At 36.8% G+C, this 19,505-nt stretch carries 16 protein-coding genes; 9 read left to right on the top strand and 7 right to left on the bottom strand.

Going from position 1 to position 19,505, the window contains the following annotated elements:
• Positions 1 to 140: 140 nt before the first annotated feature.
• Positions 141 to 2,288 (bottom strand): ribonuclease R, encoded by a 2,148-nt coding sequence (gene rnr / locus G7051_RS09605; protein ID WP_166199909.1) that lies wholly within the window; start codon positions 2,286 to 2,288, stop codon positions 141 to 143.
• Positions 2,289 to 2,555: 267 nt separating this feature from the next.
• On the opposite strand from rnr, the gene G7051_RS09600 reads away from it, so the two are divergent.
• The 9 genes from G7051_RS09600 (at position 2,556) to murI (ending at position 15,066) form a co-directional block, all read left to right on the top strand.
• Positions 2,556 to 3,743 (top strand): DUF418 domain-containing protein, encoded by a 1,188-nt coding sequence (locus G7051_RS09600; protein WP_166199907.1) that lies wholly within the window; start codon positions 2,556 to 2,558, stop codon positions 3,741 to 3,743.
• 38 nt (positions 3,744 to 3,781) lie between these two features.
• Positions 3,782 to 4,789 carry an NAD(P)-dependent oxidoreductase gene (locus tag G7051_RS09595; RefSeq protein ID WP_166199905.1) on the top strand — a complete coding sequence of 336 codons (1,008 nt, stop codon included), beginning with the start codon at positions 3,782 to 3,784 and terminating at the stop codon, positions 4,787 to 4,789.
• A gap of 106 nt (positions 4,790 to 4,895) precedes the next feature.
• On the top strand, positions 4,896 to 6,620 hold the full coding sequence (locus G7051_RS09590; RefSeq protein WP_166199903.1) for an ABC transporter ATP-binding protein: 1,725 nt from the start codon (positions 4,896 to 4,898) through the stop codon (positions 6,618 to 6,620).
• Positions 6,620 to 8,386, top strand: coding sequence for an ABC transporter ATP-binding protein (locus tag G7051_RS09585; RefSeq protein ID WP_166199901.1), 1,767 nt, complete (start codon positions 6,620 to 6,622; stop codon positions 8,384 to 8,386). The genes G7051_RS09590 and G7051_RS09585 overlap by 1 nt, the downstream gene beginning before the upstream one ends.
• 268 nt (positions 8,387 to 8,654) lie before the next feature.
• Entirely contained in the window at positions 8,655 to 9,122 is a 468-nt protein-coding gene (rimP, locus tag G7051_RS09580) for a ribosome assembly cofactor RimP (RefSeq protein ID WP_166114333.1), read from the top strand.
• 2 nt (positions 9,123 to 9,124) lie between these two features.
• Positions 9,125 to 10,381 carry a transcription termination factor NusA gene (gene nusA, locus G7051_RS09575; RefSeq protein WP_166114330.1) on the top strand — a complete coding sequence of 419 codons (1,257 nt, stop codon included), beginning with the start codon at positions 9,125 to 9,127 and terminating at the stop codon, positions 10,379 to 10,381.
• A 116-nt stretch (positions 10,382 to 10,497) separates the two neighbouring features.
• Entirely contained in the window at positions 10,498 to 13,452 is a 2,955-nt protein-coding gene (gene infB, locus G7051_RS09570) for a translation initiation factor IF-2 (RefSeq protein ID WP_166199899.1), read from the top strand.
• 198 nt (positions 13,453 to 13,650) lie between these two features.
• On the top strand, positions 13,651 to 14,181 hold the full coding sequence (locus G7051_RS09565) for an OmpH family outer membrane protein (RefSeq protein ID WP_166199897.1): 531 nt from the start codon (positions 13,651 to 13,653) through the stop codon (positions 14,179 to 14,181).
• 45 nt (positions 14,182 to 14,226) lie between these two features.
• Complete coding sequence (gene murI / locus G7051_RS09560; RefSeq protein ID WP_166199895.1) at positions 14,227 to 15,066, top strand: glutamate racemase; 840 nt, start codon at positions 14,227 to 14,229, stop codon at positions 15,064 to 15,066.
• 97 nt (positions 15,067 to 15,163) lie between these two features.
• Here murI and G7051_RS09555 read toward each other — a convergent pair whose 3' ends face one another.
• The 6 genes from G7051_RS09555 to G7051_RS09530 all read right to left on the bottom strand — a co-directional run bounded on the left by G7051_RS09555 (position 15,164) and on the right by G7051_RS09530 (position 19,476).
• Complete coding sequence (locus G7051_RS09555) at positions 15,164 to 15,469, bottom strand: T9SS type A sorting domain-containing protein (RefSeq protein ID WP_166114318.1); 306 nt, start codon at positions 15,467 to 15,469, stop codon at positions 15,164 to 15,166.
• A 76-nt stretch (positions 15,470 to 15,545) separates the two neighbouring features.
• A complete protein-coding gene (locus tag G7051_RS09550; protein WP_166199893.1) occupies positions 15,546 to 16,460 on the bottom strand; it encodes a ribonuclease Z in 915 nt (304 codons plus the stop codon).
• Positions 16,457 to 17,038, bottom strand: a complete 582-nt coding sequence (locus G7051_RS09545) for a 7-carboxy-7-deazaguanine synthase QueE (protein WP_166199891.1) — start codon at positions 17,036 to 17,038, stop codon at positions 16,457 to 16,459. Before G7051_RS09545 ends, G7051_RS09550 begins: the two co-directional genes overlap by 4 nt.
• Entirely contained in the window at positions 17,028 to 17,381 is a 354-nt protein-coding gene (gene queD, locus G7051_RS09540; protein WP_166199889.1) for a 6-carboxytetrahydropterin synthase QueD, read from the bottom strand. Before queD ends, G7051_RS09545 begins: the two co-directional genes overlap by 11 nt.
• Before the next feature lie 93 nt (positions 17,382 to 17,474).
• On the bottom strand, positions 17,475 to 18,629 hold the full coding sequence (locus tag G7051_RS09535; protein WP_166199887.1) for an endonuclease/exonuclease/phosphatase family protein: 1,155 nt from the start codon (positions 18,627 to 18,629) through the stop codon (positions 17,475 to 17,477).
• On the bottom strand, positions 18,586 to 19,476 hold the full coding sequence (locus G7051_RS09530; protein WP_166199885.1) for a rhomboid family intramembrane serine protease: 891 nt from the start codon (positions 19,474 to 19,476) through the stop codon (positions 18,586 to 18,588). Before G7051_RS09530 ends, G7051_RS09535 begins: the two co-directional genes overlap by 44 nt.
• Positions 19,477 to 19,505: the final 29 nt, after the last annotated feature.

The raw sequence follows: 19,505 nt of genomic DNA, 5'->3' as shown, positions 1-19,505 counted from the left end.
AATTATCTTATTAAGTAAACACTAACACTCCTAATATATAAACTATAACTATCACTAGTATATCAGCTAAAGTTATCAAAGGAGGTCTTATCTCAGACCTCACTATCTACAATTTAGCCTACAAAATTAGAAAAATCATTTCAGTCTACAATAGTGAAGTCCAATTGCTTTCTTTCGAGATTGGTTCTAATAACCTTCACATTGATTTCGTCTCCCAGACGATACTCTTTTTTACTGCGGCGACCTCTCAAACAATAATTCTTTTCATCAAATTCGTAGAAATCGTCATCCAGTTCACGCATAGGTACCAATCCTTCGCATTTGTTTTCTTCAATTTCGGCATATACGCCCCATTCGGCAACACCCGAAATTACAGCCTTAAATACACGTCCGATTTTATCCGACATATATTCCACTTGTTTATATTTGATAGAAGCACGTTCGGCATTTGCAGCCAATTGCTCCATATCCGAACAATGCTTACATTCGTTTTCGGTTTGTTGTTCACTCACACTGCGTCCACCCTCCATATAAAGAGTCAACAAACGATGCACCATCATATCCGGATAACGACGTATGGGCGATGTAAAGTGCGTATAATAATCGAACGCAAGTCCGTAATGACCTATATTCGATGTAGAATATACAGCTTTAGCCATAGCACGGATAGCAATCGTTGATATCAGGTTTTCTTCGGGTTTGTCATGCACATCATCCAACAATTGATTGATTGATTTTGCAACCGCCGAATTACTTCCGTCTATTTTTACTTTATAGCCAAAGCGACGTATAAATTGAGACAGACTTTCCATCTTCTCAGGATTAGGCACATCATGTATACGATATACAAATGTCTTTGCTTTCTTTCCTTTAGGAACTTTACCGATAAATTCTGCTACTGTTTTATTTGCCAGCAACATAAATTCTTCGATCAGTTTATTAGAATCTTTTTGCTCTTTAAAATATACACTTAAGGGTTTTCCATCAGGATCGATCTCGAAACGAACTTCTTCACGTTCAAAACCAATAGCTCCATTTTCGAAGCGTTTTGCCCGTAACTTCTTAGCTAACTCATCCAGTTTCAAAACTTCGGCTTTGAAGTCTCCTTCGCCAGTTTCGATAATTTCCTGAGCTTCTTCGTAAGTAAAACGTCTGTCAGAATTTATAACGGTACGTCCAATTCTATATTTCTTTATTTCAGCATTATCATTCAATTCAAAAATGGCTGAATAACAAAGTTTTTCTTCATTAGGTCGAAGCGAACACAATCCGTTACTCAATCTTTCGGGCAACATGGGGATTGTACGGTCAACCAGATAAACTGAAGTTGCACGCTCCTCACCCTCTTTATCAATAATGCCTCCGGGAGTTACATAATGCGTAACATCGGCAATATGTACACCGATTTCCCAGTTTCCATTCTCCAATTGACGGATCGAAAGAGCATCATCAAAATCCTTTGCATCACGAGGGTCAATAGTAAATGTCGTAACCAAGCGGAAGTCTTCACGTTTAGCAATTTCTTCTGCTGTAATTACATCCGATATTTTTTCAGCCTCAGCTGTTACATTCTCAGGATACTTGTAGGGTAAACCAAACTCCGCCAAAATAGCATGCATCTCAGCATTATTAGTTCCTGCTTCTCCAAGTATATCTAATACTTCTCCTACAGGATTTTTAGCACGTTCGGGCCATTCTACAATTTCCACCAATGCTTTATCTCCGGTTTTACCACCCATCAGTTTTTCTCTGGGGATAAAAATATCATTTGCCAGAATTTTGCTATCCATTTCAAGGAATGCAAAATGCTTTTGAACATTCAACGTTCCCACAAAACGGGTTTGCTTTCTTTCAAGTATTTCTATAATTTCACCTTCCGAGCTTTTGCCTTTACGCTTTGCCAGCATCTGAATACGTACTTTATCGCCATTCATAGCATGTGCCGAATTGCGTTCGGCTACAAATACATTTTCGCTGCCATCTTCGGGAACAAAGAAATTTTTCCCATTACTTCTTCTTTCGAATTTTCCGTCAAGAAGTACTCCTCTGGTGTTCGATTTGTATTTTCCTTTGCTTGTTTCTATAATAAAAGCATCTTCCACCAGATCTTCAAGCACCGTCATTAACATTAAACGCTCGGGTTGTTTCTTGATACCAATTTCGGCTCCTATCTGTTTGTAGTTATAAGAATTACTGGTGTTATTATTGAAAAAGCTGACAGTTGCAGCAATTATATCGCTTTTTTTCCTTCTGGGTGTGGTCTTTTGAGGTATTTTATCTTTACTCATACAATATGTATTCTATTAAGGTCTTAAGACCTATTTTAATTATTCGGATAAGCTATTTATATACAAAACACGTTTATTAAACAGCTTATTTCTCTTACTTATAAATACAAATATAATCATTCCGATTTATTCTGACTTACAATCGTATACAAAGTCTATGTAATTTTGCAGAATTAGCTAGATAGATTTTAATTTAATATATTTATCCATCCTTTTCAAACCAAAGTTCAATGCTTTATTTTTTAGAATCTTAAAAGACCATTTTTCATGCAGCAAGAAATACTCGGAAAAACACCTCGAATAGAATTGGTTGATGCTTTACGCGGATTTGCCGTAATTGCCATAGTATTAATCCATAGTGTGGAACATTTCATCTATCCTGTTTACCCCGATCCATCGACACAGCCCGAATGGCTGAACATTTTGGACAAAGGAGTTTACAGTGTCGTTTTTTCTTTGATTGCCGGGAAAGGTTATGCTATTTTCTCCATCCTGTTCGGATTCACTTTTGCCATACAGTTTAAGAATCAGCAAAGCAAAGACAACGATTTTGGTATTCGTTTTTTATGGCGACTACTACTTCTTGCGGGGTTTGCCACACTCAACGCCATGTTTTTTCCCGGAGGAGATGTCTTACTTTTATATGCAGTGGTAGGAGTTATTCTCTTTATTGTCAGAAAATGGAACGATAAGGCAATCTTTATTTTTATGATTATACTATTATTGCAGCCTATGCAATGGTTTTATTATATATCGGGGCTTGTCAATCCCGCTTTCGTCTTACCCGAACAGATGAATGGCGATCTTTATTCTCAGATTATAGAAATCAATAAAAGCGGTGAATTTCTGCCCTTCATTTGGGCAAATATTACTACAGGCCAATTAGCGAGTTTCTTATGGGCTGTAGAAGGTGGACGTTTTTTACAAACAGGAGGCTTGTTTCTTTTAGGCTTACTAATTTCGCGCCGACAATTATTTCTCTCAACACCTGATAACATAAAATTCTGGACAAAAACTCTTATCGCATGTGCAGTTCTTTTTGCCCCCGTGTATCAACTAAAAGTCGAATTATCTGATCCGGCTAATACTCCATTTATAATAAATACAATTGGAGTAATGTTTGATATGTGGCAAAAACTATTGTTTACCTTTGTACTCATAAGTTCATTTGTGATTGTTTATCAGAAAGAGGCATTTCAGCGAAAAATTTCGTGGTTCAGAGTGTACGGAAAAATGAGCCTTACCAATTATATATCTCAATCGCTTATAGGGGCATTTATATTTTTCCCCATCGGATTAAATCTTTCTCCTTATTGCGGTTATACAAACAGTTTGATTGTAGGATGTATTATTATTGCCTTGCAGTTACAATTCTGCAAATGGTGGCAGAAATCTCATAAACAAGGACCTCTTGAAGGTTTATGGCACAAATTGACTTGGTTGGGACAAAAATAAAGGTCGCAGACCTTTCTAATTTAGCATTACTAAATTAAATGAAAAAAATAATAATTACAGGAGCCAGCGGTTTTATCGGAAGTTTCTTAGTGGAAAAAGCCCTAAGTCTTGGCTTTCAAACATGGGCTGGCGTCCGCAAAAGCAGCAGCAGAGAATATCTGCAAGACAGTAATATCTTATTCATAGAACTTAACTTCGGTAATAAAGAAAAGCTAATCAAGCAGCTAAAAGAATTCAAAAGTAAATTCGGAAAGATTGACTATGTTATCCACAATGCAGGAATAACCAAGTGCCTTGATCCGAAAGATTTTGACATCATCAATTATCAAAATACAGTAAACTTTATAGAGGCATTAAAGGAAGCTGATTGCGTCCCCGACAAATTCCTCCTGATGAGTAGCCTAAGTGCTTTTGGCTTAGGGGATGAAATAAATTACACTCCTATCAAAATAACCGATACCCCGCATCCAAATACGGCTTATGGAATCAGTAAACTAAAAGCGGAACAGTATTTACAAAACACTACTGATTTCCCCTATATGATACTTCTCCCAACAGGTGTATACGGACCTCGTGAGAAAGACTATTTTTTGATGCTGAAAACCGTAAAATCGGGACTGGATGTAGGTGCAGGCTTCAAACCACAACATCTGACATTTATATATGTAAAAGATTTGGTCGATGCCGCCTTTTTAGCTCTGGAAAGTCCTCTCAAAAACAAAAGCTATTTCGTAACAGATGGAGATGTGCACACTGACAAAGAATATACAGCTCTGGTAAAAAAAGTACTGGGAAAGAAACATGTCTTAAGTATCAAAGTGCCACTTTTCATTTTAAAGCTGATATCTGTCATAGCAGAAAGCATCTCTAAGATAACTAAAAAGCCATCGACACTCAATCGTGACAAATATAAAATAATGAAACAGCGCAATTGGGAATGTGACATTACACCTTTGGCACAAGATTTGCATTTTACTCCACACTACAACCTCGAACGTGGTTTAACAGAATCGGTAAATTGGTATAAAGAAAACGGTTGGTTGTAATAAAACGATGCAAGGGGCGTATTGCATACGCCCGACCAATAAAAATGATTTCACAAACAGGAGTGCACAATAAGCCCCTACGATGAAAAAACTTACAAGCACTTAAATGAAGAAGTACTGGCAAATTTTAAAGAAATACAAACTTAGTCTGGCAATCAGCCCATTTCTTGTCCTCATTTTTGTACTGTGTGAGACAGTGCAGCCTTTGCTTATGGCTAAGATTATCGACAATGGTGTTATGCCACGCGACCTTTCGGTTATTACTCGTATCGGAGGCTATATGATACTGACCTCAGTGGCAGGATTAATCGCCAGCATTTTTAACATCTATGTTTCATCACGTACATCCATCGGATTTGGAACAGATCTCAGAACCGAATTGTTTAACAAGATACAACAACTGTCATTTTCAGATATAGACCGCTTCAATTCTGCATCTTTGATCACACGTCTAACGAATGACATTTCCAAAATTCAGCAAGTGATACTTATCTCTATGCGGATTTTGTTACGCTCGCCGCTCATCCTCTTTCTGTCAATATTTTTTGTTATAAAAATAAATGCAGACTTAGCATTGGTACTTATCGGTATGATCCCTGTATTAAGTATCAGTATCTATCTTATATTAAGAAAAGGGTTTCCTTTATTTATAAAAGTACAACAGAAGGTAGACCACCTGAACGGTATCATCCGCGAGAATCTGATCAATATAAGAGTGGTAAAATCGTTTGTCAGAGAAGATTTCGAAACCAAGAAATTCGCCAACAGCAGCGAAGACTTACGGGATATGGTTATACGTGCTTCCAATATTGTGGTTTCGGTATTTCCCCTTATGCAACTGGTAATGAATATATCCATTATCCTTATTCTATGGATTGGAGGACAAAAAATAGTATCAGGAAATCTAAAAGTAGGTGAACTGATATCCTTTGTTAATTATCTGTCGCAAATACTTATGTCGTTAATGCTTCTTTCGATGACTATTATGGCATTTGCACGGGCTTCGGCTTCATCAAAACGTATCCTCGAGGTTATGGACACCGAGCCATCGCTGACCAATACTCCCGAAGGTTTGCAAAACAAACATAAGATAGAAAAAGGCGAGGTAGTTTTCCAGAACGTTTCTTTCCGTCATTATGCCGGAGAAAACGATGTCTTGCGAAACATCAATTTTCATGTCAGACAAGGAGAAACAATTGCCATTGTAGGAGCCACAGGATCAGCTAAAAGTTCCATGATACAGCTTATTCCACGATTATACGATGCTACATCGGGCAGAATTTTAATTGATGGAGTAAATGTCAAAGATTACAATTTAGATGAGCTGCACTCAAAAATAGGGATGGTTCTGCAAAAAAACGAATTATTCTCGGGTACAATTATCGAAAATCTAAGGTGGGGAAAACCCGATGCAACAGATGACGAAATTGGACAGGCAGCCAAAGCAGCCGAAGCCCATGATTTTATCATGTCTTTTTCGGATGGATACAATACGAAGTTAGGACGGGGAGGCATCAATTTATCGGGTGGGCAGAAACAACGTATCTGTATTGCCCGTGCATTACTTCGAAAGCCTAAAATATTGATTCTTGATGATAGTACAAGTGCTGTGGACTCAGATACTGAACAGAAAATAAGGACTAATCTGAATACCACTCTACGAGATACTACGGTACTTATTATTACACAACGAATCAACACCATGCAATCAGCAGACAGAGTAATCGTTCTCGAAGACGGGGAAATAGATGCAGTAGGTAAACCATCTGAATTGATGGAAAAATCGAAAGTATATCAAGAAATATACAATTCACAACAATTAGCATTCTGATGGCACACGGAGATCATTCAAAACCTATAGAAAAAGCAAAAGAAGGAAAAAAGACTTTTCTTCGGCTTATGTCGTATCTGTCGTGCGACCGCAGCCTCTTATATATTATAGCCTTCTTGATCGTAGTAAGTATTATATCAAGCTTGCTAGGCTCGTATATGCTTCGCCCGATTATCAATGACTATATCATACCGGGAGATATACCCGGATTATTCAAAATACTGCTACTACTTGGTGTTATTTATCTAGTGGGAGTGGTGGCGACCTATATCGAATATCGTTTACTTAATAAAATAGGACAACGGACTGTCACCCGTCTTCGGATGGATTTATTCAAGAAGATGGAAATATTACCTATTAAGTATTTCGATACACATCAACATGGTGACCTAATGAGTCGATATACCAATGATATTGACAAGATCAGTGATGTTTTGACCGATAGTTTATCCGACCTTTTATCGAGTGCATTAACTCTTATCGGGATATTTATTCTAATGATTTATATCAGTCCGATACTGACATTGGTAACGATGATTACCGTTCCACTTATGTTTTTGAGTGCCAAATTGATTGTAACACAAAGTAAGAAATACTTCAAAGCTCAACAAGAAGATCTGGGTGCAGTAAACGGCTACATTGAGGAAATGATCAGTGGTCAGAAAGTGATAAAAGTATTCGGACACGAAAAGAAAGTGGAGGCAGACTTTGACACATTAAATCAAAGCTTAAAAGGAAAAGCAGAAAAGGCACAATTATATTCGGGAATGATGATGCCCATTATGCAAAACTTGAATACTCTCAATTATGTAATCATCACGATTGTAGGAGCACTACTCGCTATATTCAGAGGATTTGATGTCGGTGGACTAGCTGCTTTCCTTCAATATTCGAGACAATTTGGACGCCCAATCAACGAACTCGCCAGCTTATACAACAACATACAGGCTGCAATAGCCGGAGCCGAACGCATTTTCGAAGTAATAGATGAAGCTTCCGAACCGGAAGACAATCCAGATGCCATCACCCTTACAAACATAAAGGGTAATGTTACTATGCGAGATGTTTACTTCGGATACAAGCCCGACAAATTAATTCTAAAAGGAGTTTCCATAGAAGCAAAATCGGGAGAAAAGATTGCATTGGTAGGAACTACAGGAGCAGGCAAGACTACTATATTAAATATGCTTCCCCGTTTTTTCGACATCAAATCGGGTGAGATTACCATTGATGGCATTTCGACAAAGGATATGAAACGTGAAAACCTAAGACATTCAATGGCTATTGTTTTACAGGATACCCATTTGTTTACGGGAACGGTTCGTGAAAATATCCGCTTCGGTCTATTAGAGGCTACAGATGAAGAGGTAGAAGAGGCAGCTAAATTAACCGCTGCTCATTCCTTCATCAAACGCCTTCCTCATGGATATGATACTATGCTGGAAAATGACGGTTCAAACCTGAGTCAAGGACAACGTCAATTACTGAATATTGCACGGGCGGCAGTTGCCAATCCCGCTATTCTGCTTTTGGATGAAGCAACAAGCAATATAGATACTCGAAGCGAATTACTTATCCAAAAAGGACTCGACAAATTAATGGAAGGAAGAACCAGCTTTATAATAGCCCATCGTCTTTCTACCGTTCGCAATGTAGACAGAATTCTGGTGCTTGAACAAGGGCAGATTATCGAACAAGGCAGTCACAAGGAACTACTCGAACTGAAAGGAAAGTACTATTCTCTTTACGAGGAGCAGTTCAAATAAAGTTTTATACCTTTTAATTTATTCGTAAGCATTTTAAGCTCGCAGAACTATTCGTGATAAGTAATACAGCAATAAACAGCTATGCCCTTAAAGTAAATCATTAAATATTTTCTATGAATAAGACGACTTAAACTCGAAACAAATTGATTCTAAGATAAAAAAACACCAAAATTTGCAATAATAAATATTTTGCACTATATTTGCATTCATATTAAAGGGAGGAGGAGGCTAAAGCTTTCTCCTTTTTCATTCGTTGATACAAATACAAATGATTGATAAATCACAAATACGAGATATAGCTGAAGACTTTTTGCTTAACTCTGATATATTTTTAGTTGAGGTAATTATAAGACCCGGGAATATTATCGTAGTAGAGATTGACAGCAAAGAGGGAGTCAGTATTGAGAATTGCATTGCACTAAGCAAACATATAGAGTCGAAACTTGATCGTGAAGCGGAAGATTTTGAACTCGAAGTAGGTTCAGCCGGAGTAACATCCCCCTTCAAAATAATTCGACAATACGAAGTAAACATAGGCAATGAAGTTGAGGTTTTAACTAAAGGAGGACAAAAAATAAGCGGAGAGCTCAAAAGTTGTGATGATACCCAATTTACGGTAACTATCACAAAAATGGAAAAACCCGAAGGAGCTAAACGTAAAATAGCTGTCGAAGAAGATTTGTCTTTCAAATACGATGAAGTAAAATATACAAAATATCTAATCAGATTTAAATAACTATGGCTAAGAAAGAAGTTATAAGCATGATTGATACCTTTTCAGAATTTAAGGACCTGAAAAATATCGACCGTATGACAATGATAAGCGTTCTTGAAGACTCATTCCGCAATGTTATTGCAAAAATGTTTGGGACAGACGAGAATTACGATGTCATTATCAATCCTGACAAAGGAGACTTGGAAATCTGGCGCAATCGTACGATAGTAGAAGATGATGAACTGGAAGATCCAAATATCGAAATATCTCTTTCGGATGCTAAAAAAATAGATGAAGATTTTACTGTAGGCGAAGATGTTACCGACGAGGTTTTCTTCGAAGATTTTGGACGTAGAGCAATCTTAAACTTACGCCAAACCCTAGCTTCAAAAATTCTTGAACTTCAAAAAGATAGCCTTTATAATAAATATAAAGAAAAGATCGGAGAGATTGTTTCCGGAGAGGTTTACCAAATCTGGAAAAAAGAAATCCTTCTTTTAGATGACGAGAAAGAAGAACTTTTGTTACCTAAAACAGAACAAATCCCAAGTGACTTCTTCCGCAAAGGAGAACACGTAAGAGCTGTTGTTGAACGAGTTGACAATAAAAACAACAATCCAAAGATTATTCTTTCGAGAACTTCTCCTGTATTCTTGGAAAGATTATTCGAACTGGAAGTTCCCGAAATAAATGACGGATTAATAACAATAAAAAAAATAGCACGCATACCAGGCGAAAGAGCTAAAGTTGCTGTAGAATCGTACGATGACCGTATCGATCCGGTAGGAGCTTGTGTAGGCATGAAAGGATCACGTATACATGGTATCGTTCGTGAGTTGAGAAACGAGAATATCGACATTATCAACTACACATCCAACATGAACCTTTACATACAGAGAGCATTAAGCCCGGCTAAAATCACCACCATCAAATTAAATGAGGAGGATAAAAAAGCGGAAGTATTCTTGCGTCCGGAAGAAGTATCCTTGGCAATTGGTAAAGGTGGATTAAACATCAAATTGGCAAGTATGCTAACAGGCTATACTATTGATGTGTATCGTGACATAGACGAGGTTGATGAAGAAGATATCTACTTGGATGAATTCGGAGACGAAATCGACGAGTGGGTAATCGAACAACTGAAGAAACTCGGATATGTTACAGCAAAGAACGTTCTAGCTGCTACTAAAGAGACAATCGCTAAAGAAGCCGACCTCGAAGAAGACACAGTTGATGAGCTTTTTGCTATTTTACGAGCAGAGTTTGAAGATGAAGAATAACTCTTATTTGGTAATTCTATGATTTCTTAATACTTTTGTATAGTTTAAGTATTTGACGGAAGCTCAAAAATTTATTCTTTTCAGCCTGTTCAATTTTCATGATTTAAAAAAAACGTATGTCTATAAGATTAATTAAAGTTTCAAAGGATTTGAATGTAGGGATCAATAGTCTTGTTGAATTCCTGCAGAAGAAAGGCTTTGCTGTCGAAGCAAATCCTAATACGAAGATTGACGATGAACAGTATGACCTTCTTGTGAATGAATTTGGCAAAGACAAGAAAATTAAACTCGCCTCTGATAGAAACAAAGAGTTACAAAAGGAAAAGAGAAAAACGTCTCAATCGGAGTCTTCGGAAGACGAAGAGGAGGAGGATGTGCCTCAGCCAAGCAAGAAAGGTGAAGAGATTAAGATAATTATCCCGGAAGATATAAAACCACATATTCAGATTGTTGACAAAATAGATTTGGACAATCTAAACAAAAGCAAAAGTTCAACTTTGACAAAAGAAGAAGCGAAAGTAGAGGTAGTTGAACCTCTTCATATCGAAAAAGAAGAAAGCAAACCTGTAGCTCAAAAAGTAGAGTCAGAAAAGCAAGAAGAGACAATTTCAGAAAAAACAGAAATTGAAAATACGGTAAAAGCAGCTGAGAAAGTGGTTGAAGAACCCAAAGTTGTTGAGCCTGTTATTGAAGCTAAAGAAGACGATAAAGTTATTGAAAATGAAAGTCCGACAGAAGCAAATCAAAGCCCTGCAGGAGAAGATGATGATGTATTCCGCTTGAATAATCCGGCGATAAAATCAAACATCGTAGTAAAAGGTACTATTGACCTGAGCGCTATCAATGACAAAACTCGTCCTGCGAAAAAGACAAAAGCTGAGAAGAGAAAAGAACGCATCGATAAAGAATTATCAGATAGCAAGAAAGTAAAAGAGAATACAGTAAAGCTTCTGAAAAAAGAAAGTGTTGACGAACAAAAGAAAACACTGAAACTTGACGATCCCGACGATCCGGCTAGAAAGAAAAGAGCCCGTATCAAAAAAGGAAAAGTTGATATTGAAAAAGGAATAGCTGCACCGGGAGCAACAACAAGCCCACATCTTCAAAAAGATAACAAAGCTAAACATGCAAGCCCACGCAGACCAATACTTACACCTAAAGCAGCTGTAAGTGAAGAAGACGTACAAAAACAGATCAAAGAAACCTTAGCCCGACTAACCAGTAAGGGAGGAAAAGCCAAAGGTGCTAAATATCGTAAAGAAAAAAGAGACGCAGTTTCTCAAAGACAACAGGAAGAACTCGAATTACAAGAACAAGAGAGCAGAATTCTTAAGATTACCGAATTCGTAACAGCTAATGATTTGGCTAATATGATGAATGTTCCGGTAATTAAAGTTATCTCTACTTGTATGAGTATCGGAATGATGGTATCTATCAACCAACGTTTGGATGCCGAAACGATTAATATCGTTGCCGAAGAGTTCAACTTTAAGACCGAGTACGTAAGTGCCGAAGTAGTTGAAGCAATCTCTGAAGAAGTAGATAATGAAGAGGATTTGGAACCTCGTGCACCAATTGTTACCGTAATGGGACACGTTGACCATGGTAAAACTTCATTATTGGATAGAATCCGTCAAACTAACGTTATTGCAGGTGAAGCAGGTGGTATCACTCAGCACATCGGGGCATATAATGTTAAGCTTAAAGATGGCAGACCAATAACATTCCTTGATACTCCCGGTCACGAAGCCTTTACAGCGATGCGTGCACGTGGAGCTAAAGTGACGGATATTGCAATTATTATTGTTGCAGCTGACGACAACGTTATGCCTCAAACAATAGAAGCAATCAATCACGCAGCAGCAGCAGGCGTACCGATGGTTTTTGCAATCAATAAAATAGATAAACCGGGAGCAAATCCTGAAAAAATAAAAGAAACTCTTGCAAACATGAACTACCTTGTAGAATCATGGGGTGGAAAATACCAATCGCAAGAGATTTCAGCCAAACAAGGTATAGGCATTGATGAGCTTTTAGAGAAAGTATTATTGGAAGCCGAGCTTCTTGAACTAAAAGCCAATCCTAATAAGCGTGCAACAGGTTCTGTTATTGAATCTTCTCTGGACAAAGGACGTGGTTACATCTCCACAGTACTTGTTCATAACGGAACTTTAAAACAAGGTGATATCGTTTTAGCAGGAACTTATTTTGGTCGTGTAAAAGCGATGTTCAACGAACGTAACCAAAGAATCGATGAAGCCGCACCGGCTGCACCGGCATTAATCTTAGGATTAAACGGAGCACCTCAGGCGGGCGATATGTTCCACGTTTTAGAATCGGAACAAGAAGCCAGAGATATTGCAAGCAAACGTGAGCAATTGCAACGTGAGCAAGGATTGCGTACTCAAAAAATACTTACCCTTGATGATATAGGTCGCCGTATTGCTATCGGAAACTTCCAACAATTGAATGTAATTGTGAAAGGTGACGTGGATGGTTCCGTTGAAGCACTTTCAGATTCTTTAATACGTCTGTCTACAGAAGAAATTCAGGTGAACGTTATCCACAAGGCAGTAGGAGCTATCTCCGAGTCGGATATTACGCTTGCAGCAGCATCTGATGCTATTGTAATCGGATTCCAGGTACGTCCATCGGTAGCAGCAAGAAGAATTGCAGAAAAAGACGGAGTAGAAATTCGCTTATATTCTATCATCTACGATGCGATTGAAGAAATCACTTCGGCAATGGAAGGTATGTTATCTCCGGATATCAAAGAAGAAATTACTGCAAATGTTGAAGTACGCGAAGTATTCAAAATCACTAAAGTCGGTACAGTTGCCGGTTGTATGGTGAAAGAAGGTAAGATTAAACGCTCAAACAAGATACGTATCATCCGCGATGGTATAGTTATTTACTCCGGAGATTTAGGCTCATTGAAACGTTTCAAAGACGATGTGAAGGAAGTTGCATTCGGATATGAATGTGGATTGAATATTCACAATTATAATGACCTGAAAGTAGGAGATATAATTGAAGCCTTTGAACAAATTGAAGTAAAGAAAACATTATAATAAAAAAGATTTTATTATATTTGTAACCATAACCTAAGAACCAATTGATAGTTGTAACCAAGCAATCATGCCTTGATCGGTGGTATCCCACAAAATATACCACCGAAAACACAACAACTATCAATCAGGTACGACGGTGACAATCAAGAAATCTACGCTAAGTCTATATTAACCATTCAATAATATTAACATTCTATTATGATGGCCAAAAGAATATTTCTTTCTGCATTATTCATTATATCAATAGTCTTCATCAATAATATATCAGCTCAAACGTCTGATAAAATTGCTTATATAAACTCTATTGAATTATTAGAAGTAATACCGGGAAAAGTTGCAGCATCTCGCTCTATTAGTGATTTGAATCAGAAATACAAGGACGAATTAGCTGTAATGCAAAACGATTACAATAATAAGTATACCGATTTCTTAGCCAATCAAAATAAACTAGCTGAAAGCATTAAGCTTCGACGTATGCAAGAACTATATGAATTGGAACAAAACATAAACCGATTCATGAAAGTAGCTCAGGAGGATGTAGAAAGCCAAGAAGCACAATTGATTGCCCCTCTTAAAGAAAGACTTAAAGAAGCAGTTAATCAAGTAGGTATTGAGCAAGGATTCACTTGCATATACGATATGGCAAATCCTGCAATTGCATTTATAACCCCCAATGCGATAGATGCAAACCCAATGGTAAAAGCTAAACTACAGCAAACACGAAGATAAATACCCAAACTTCTTAAATGTCTCTATTCGAAAAGAGGCCTATTTATGAAAAAAGAACTTATTCCAGGACCAATCGGAGTATTCGACTCAGGATACGGAGGATTAACTATACTTTCTGAAATACAGAAATTACTTCCCCAATACGATTATATTTATTTAGGAGATAACTCCAGAGCTCCTTATGGAACAAGATCCTTTGATGTAGTTTACGAATTCACCAAACAAGCCGTTTTAGCCCTCTTTGATCAAGGATGCAACCTTGTTATACTGGCATGCAATACAGCATCAGCAAAAGCGCTCAGAACGATACAGCAGAACGATCTACCCTATATAAATCCGAACAAAAGAGTACTCGGAATAATACGCCCTACTGCCGAGATTATTGGCAATATTACGAAGACACGCCATATTGGTATTGTAGGAACTCCGGGAACAATACAATCCGAATCATATTCAATTGAGATAAGTAAATTACACCCTGATATTATAGTAAACTCTCATGCATGCCCTATGTGGGTACCCATTGTTGAAAACAATGAATTCAACACGGAAGGTGCTGATTATTTTATAAAGAAAGATCTGGATAGTATTCTTAATTCGGATAAGGAGATTGATACACTTATATTAGGATGCACTCATTATCCGCTTTTAATCGATAAAATCAAGCAATACGCACCATCAGGACTACAAATTCTATCACAAGGTACATATGTTGCAGAGAGCCTTAAAAACTATCTCAGCCGCCATCCAGAAATAGAGGATTCTTGTACTAAGAGTGGAAATACTCAATACTACACAACAGAATCTGCATCCAAATTCAAAGAATCTGCATCCATATTTCTAAATAAGGAAATAGAAGTAAAAAGAATTAATATCGAAGGATAACAAGTTTCAATACTCTCTATTACTTGGAAAGTATAATACTACTGAAAGAAGTCTGCTTGTAAAATGATGAAACAATAAATAGTGAGAACTATTTATTTTATTTAACGACAACTTTCTTGGTTACGTTGTCTGATTTGAGGATATAGTATCCTTTGGGAAGATTTACACGGTTAGAATTTGTTCCGCTATTCACATTGAAAGTCATGACTTTAGTACCTAAAATATTAAACACTTCTATAGTACCATCTTGAGGAAGGTTTTCTACAACAAACTTTTCGCCATTAATAGTCAATTCAACTCCTTGTTTATCAGAATCGAACGCATCTTTCCTATCTTGAGAAAATCCCAATATCGGTAGAGCAAAAAGAATTGCCAGAATTAATATTTTAGTTATATTCTTCATCTGTTAAATTAGATACATACAAATGTAACTCTTTTTAGTTAAATCAAGTATTAAATGTGATTTTTTTTTCAGACAATTATAATTTTTCTAATAATAATTCGTTAGCAAGAATAGTATTAGGAAAAATCTTCACTGCTTCCTCTAAAAACAAGGTATCATTGGAATATCTTGACGAGTAATGACCAAGCATTAATTTCTTTACATTTGCTTTTAAGGCAATTTCAGCCGCTTGCCCGGCAGTCGAATGTCGAGTCTCCTTTGCTCTGGCTTTATCCTCTTCCAGAAATGTAGATTCGTGATATAACAAATCCACATCTTTTATTATCGGAATAATACTCTCCTTATAGGCCGTATCAGAACAAAAAGCATATTTGCGAGAAGCATTGGCAGGCTTAGTCAAGCGATTATTAAGTATGACTTGACCTGTTTCGGTTAAATAATCAGCTCCTTGCTTGATTCTAGCCAGCTCTTTAATGGGAACATTGTAAAATTTAACAGCCTCTCCGTCCAGATGCAGATCATTCTCAGCTTCTTCAAACAAAAAGCCGGCACAAGGCATCCTATGATCCAAAGGAATTGTACTTACAGTTAAAGATCTGTCCTGATATATGACAGTATTCTTTGTATGGTCAAAAGCCTTTATAATAACCTGAAATGATAGATCTCTACAATAAAAATCCAGCTGTGGACGCAAGATTCTTTCCAAATCGGCAACCGCATGAATAGTTAAATCTCCGGTTCGACCTAGTAATCCCAATGTTGAAATGAGTCCTATCAAACCAAAACAATGATCACCATGCAAATGCGATATAAATATCTGATTTAAACGATTAAAACGTAAACGAGCACGTCTAAATTGCAATTGAGTCCCCTCACCGCAATCAATCATAAATAATTTCTCGCGAACATTTAAAACCTGAGATGTTGGAACATGCTGCATGGTAGGCAAAGCTGAGCCACAACCGAGAATATTTAATTCAAACTTATTCATTCGATATGTATCAATTTATGCACTTGCAAACTCAAACTCCAAGCCGGATTTTCTTTCACCAGATCAACGCAGTAATTAACATTCTCCAAATTGATCTTATCACCATCAAATATAGGACTGACAAAATATTTATCCGCCTTTGGAAATAGTGATATATCGGGTAGAACGTTACCAACTTCAACAGGTATACGGATTTCATTGACAAAAGGAATTTTCTTTCGAATATCCTCATATTTCAATTTAGGACTGCAAGTTATATAATCAATCTGAGAAGGAACTCTTCGCGTCCCGTTTGTTTCTATAGCCTGCTTATATCCTTTCTCTTTAAAGAATGCCACATGAGCATCCTTTAATTGAATAGTAGGCTCGCCGCCTGTCCATATAATCCATTTACATGGATACAGAGCAATAGCATCAGCTATTTCATCCAAAGACATATCATCTCCTTCTGCAAAATCTGTATCACAAAAAGAACAGGCAAGATTACATTGAGTTAATCGAATAAATATGGAGGGCTCTCCTACTCTACCTCCTTCACCTTGCAATGAATAAAATATCTCATTTACATTAAGCTTCATAGATAGCAGATGTTTTAGGAGTTTCCGAAACCTCAACAGCATAAATCTGAGGAATTTGTTTCACGAAAATAGTATATAATTCACGAGCCATATTCTCGGCTGTAGGATTTACCGAGAAAACATCATTCAGATGTCTGTGATCTAAATTATTATCTATATACTCTTTTACAACTTTCAATTCTCTATAATCCTTTACAAAGCCAACCTCATTCAAAGATTCAGCCTTCAGATAAACTGTCACAATATAATTATGACCATGCAATCTTGAGCAGGGATGATCTTCGGGAAGCCCCTCTAATATATGGGATGCTGAAAAAGCAAATTGTTTACTAATTTTATACATAATTTTTTTATAATATTTATTGCTACACACTGAATAATCATAGCAATCTTCTTTAACAACAGGTACTAAACAGCAAGGTCTGCGGTTTGTACCCTACTTAAAACTTAAATATGTCCAAATCGGGTAATGATCGGAGAGTTTCACTTTATCGACGGTACATTTATGTGCTTTTAGATTCTTTGAATACATAATAAAATCAATTCTAAACCAAAAATGGTTTTCATGATAAGTTATGCCGGGACCAAAGCCTGTTTCGGCATATGCATCTTTTAAATCTTTTTTTATAGTTCTATAAGAATAAGATATGGGACTATCATTAAAATCGCCACATACAATTATCGCATCAGTTGTTCGTTCGGCAATATATTGTGCTACCATATCTGCTTGTGGCGCTCTTTTTCGAAAAGCAACACCTAATTTACTATCAAGACTTTGAGTTACCTCATCTAATCTACGAGAATCGCGGGCTCTTAGAAAATCCTTATACATTTTTTTATCTTTAGATGTCAACCGATTAGATTCCAAATGATTATTTATCACTGTAATCATTTTACCGTTTACATCTATTGTATACATGGCTGCTCCGTTATCGGAAGTCTCAATAGGTATACTCTTAATAGATTTAATCGGGTATTTGGAAAAACACGCCAATCCGTACTCATATCGCCCATTGCTGGGACGCAAAGGTATCACCGAATAGTAAGGATAAACCTTTAGCACTCTTTGCAGATTACGTGTACTCGCATGTTTATCATTTGTCGAAACAACATACTCTTGCATACAGATAATATCGGCATCTACAGATTTCAGATACTGCACTATGGGCTGATCTTTATTCCATTTCCTATCCAATTCCCAGTTAAAGCCCCGAACATTGTATGATAATATCTTAATACTGCCTTCAGGTGGCGATTTAGAGAAAACATTAATAGGAAAATAAGTCGTTATAGGACTGTAGCAGATTATCAATACCACAACATTAAATAATACAATTTTCCACTTAGATGTTATAATCCAAAAAGTAAGGATCAATAAATTTGCCGTAAGAGTAAAAGGAAATGCTAACCCCAGATAAGCGAATAAAAGAGAGCGATCAGGCGAAACACTCCAACTTAAGTAAGAACTCAAGAGAAGCAATAAGGTAAATACGTTTATACCCAATACAATAGATCGAAAAGCACGTCTAATATAATCAATTAGCTGTTTACTTGTTACTTGCATCGAATAATCGTTTTTTTTCGTCATCATTCAAGCTATTGTAGCCCGACTGTTTAATCTTATCCAAGATACGGTCTACCTCCGATGATTCATTATGCTTACGCTGATTGTAACTAAAATCATCCTCTGATTTATTATTCTTTCGCGTAACCCTCATATTTGGCTTAGCCTTAAATAGATTAACAATCTTATCGATCAAAAGATTAATCCAACGAGTAATATCTTTTCCTTTTTTATATTGAGTCGCATAAAAATAGCCTAACATAGCACCTCCGATATGGGCAATATGTCCTCCTTGATTAGATGATCCCCCTAAAGCTAAAAAGTCGAGAGCAAATATAAATACAGCAATGTACACAATCTTTATACGCCCAAAAAGAAACATCATCACTTCCTGATCTCTATTATAAAAAGCCGCTCCAAATATAATAGCCATAACTGAGGCGGAAGCTCCAATCATAGAAGAAGGATTCATCTTTACAAAATAGGGTATTGTATTAAATGTCAGCATATAGAACAAAGCACCGGCCAATCCCCCCAATAGATACAGAGCAATTAAATTTTTCGGGGTAAAATAGGTAAGAAATATACGTCCAAACCAATAAAGCATCAACATATTGAATAGAATATGCAGAACATCATAATGTACAAACATATAGGTAAACAATACCCAAATATGCTTAAACGTATAACTGATGCTCGAAGATATCTCGATATAGGGTCGCAAATCGGGAGCAGGTATTTCGAAAAGAACTACAAAAACTCTCAACAATGCAAGCACAAGAAACACTGCCACATTAATTATTATCAATTGTGACAATGAATCGCGATACTTTAGATTATTCAACAATTGAGTATATTTATTAGTATGCTTCATTACAACTATCACCTATTTTCGTTACACTT

Origin of the sequence: Dysgonomonas sp. HDW5B (genome assembly GCF_011299335.1) — a bacterium.
Taxonomy (GTDB): Bacteria; Bacteroidota; Bacteroidia; order Bacteroidales; family Dysgonomonadaceae; genus Dysgonomonas_A.
Note: the sequence above shows the minus strand (reverse complement) of the source record. Positions and strands in the feature narration are given on the sequence as shown.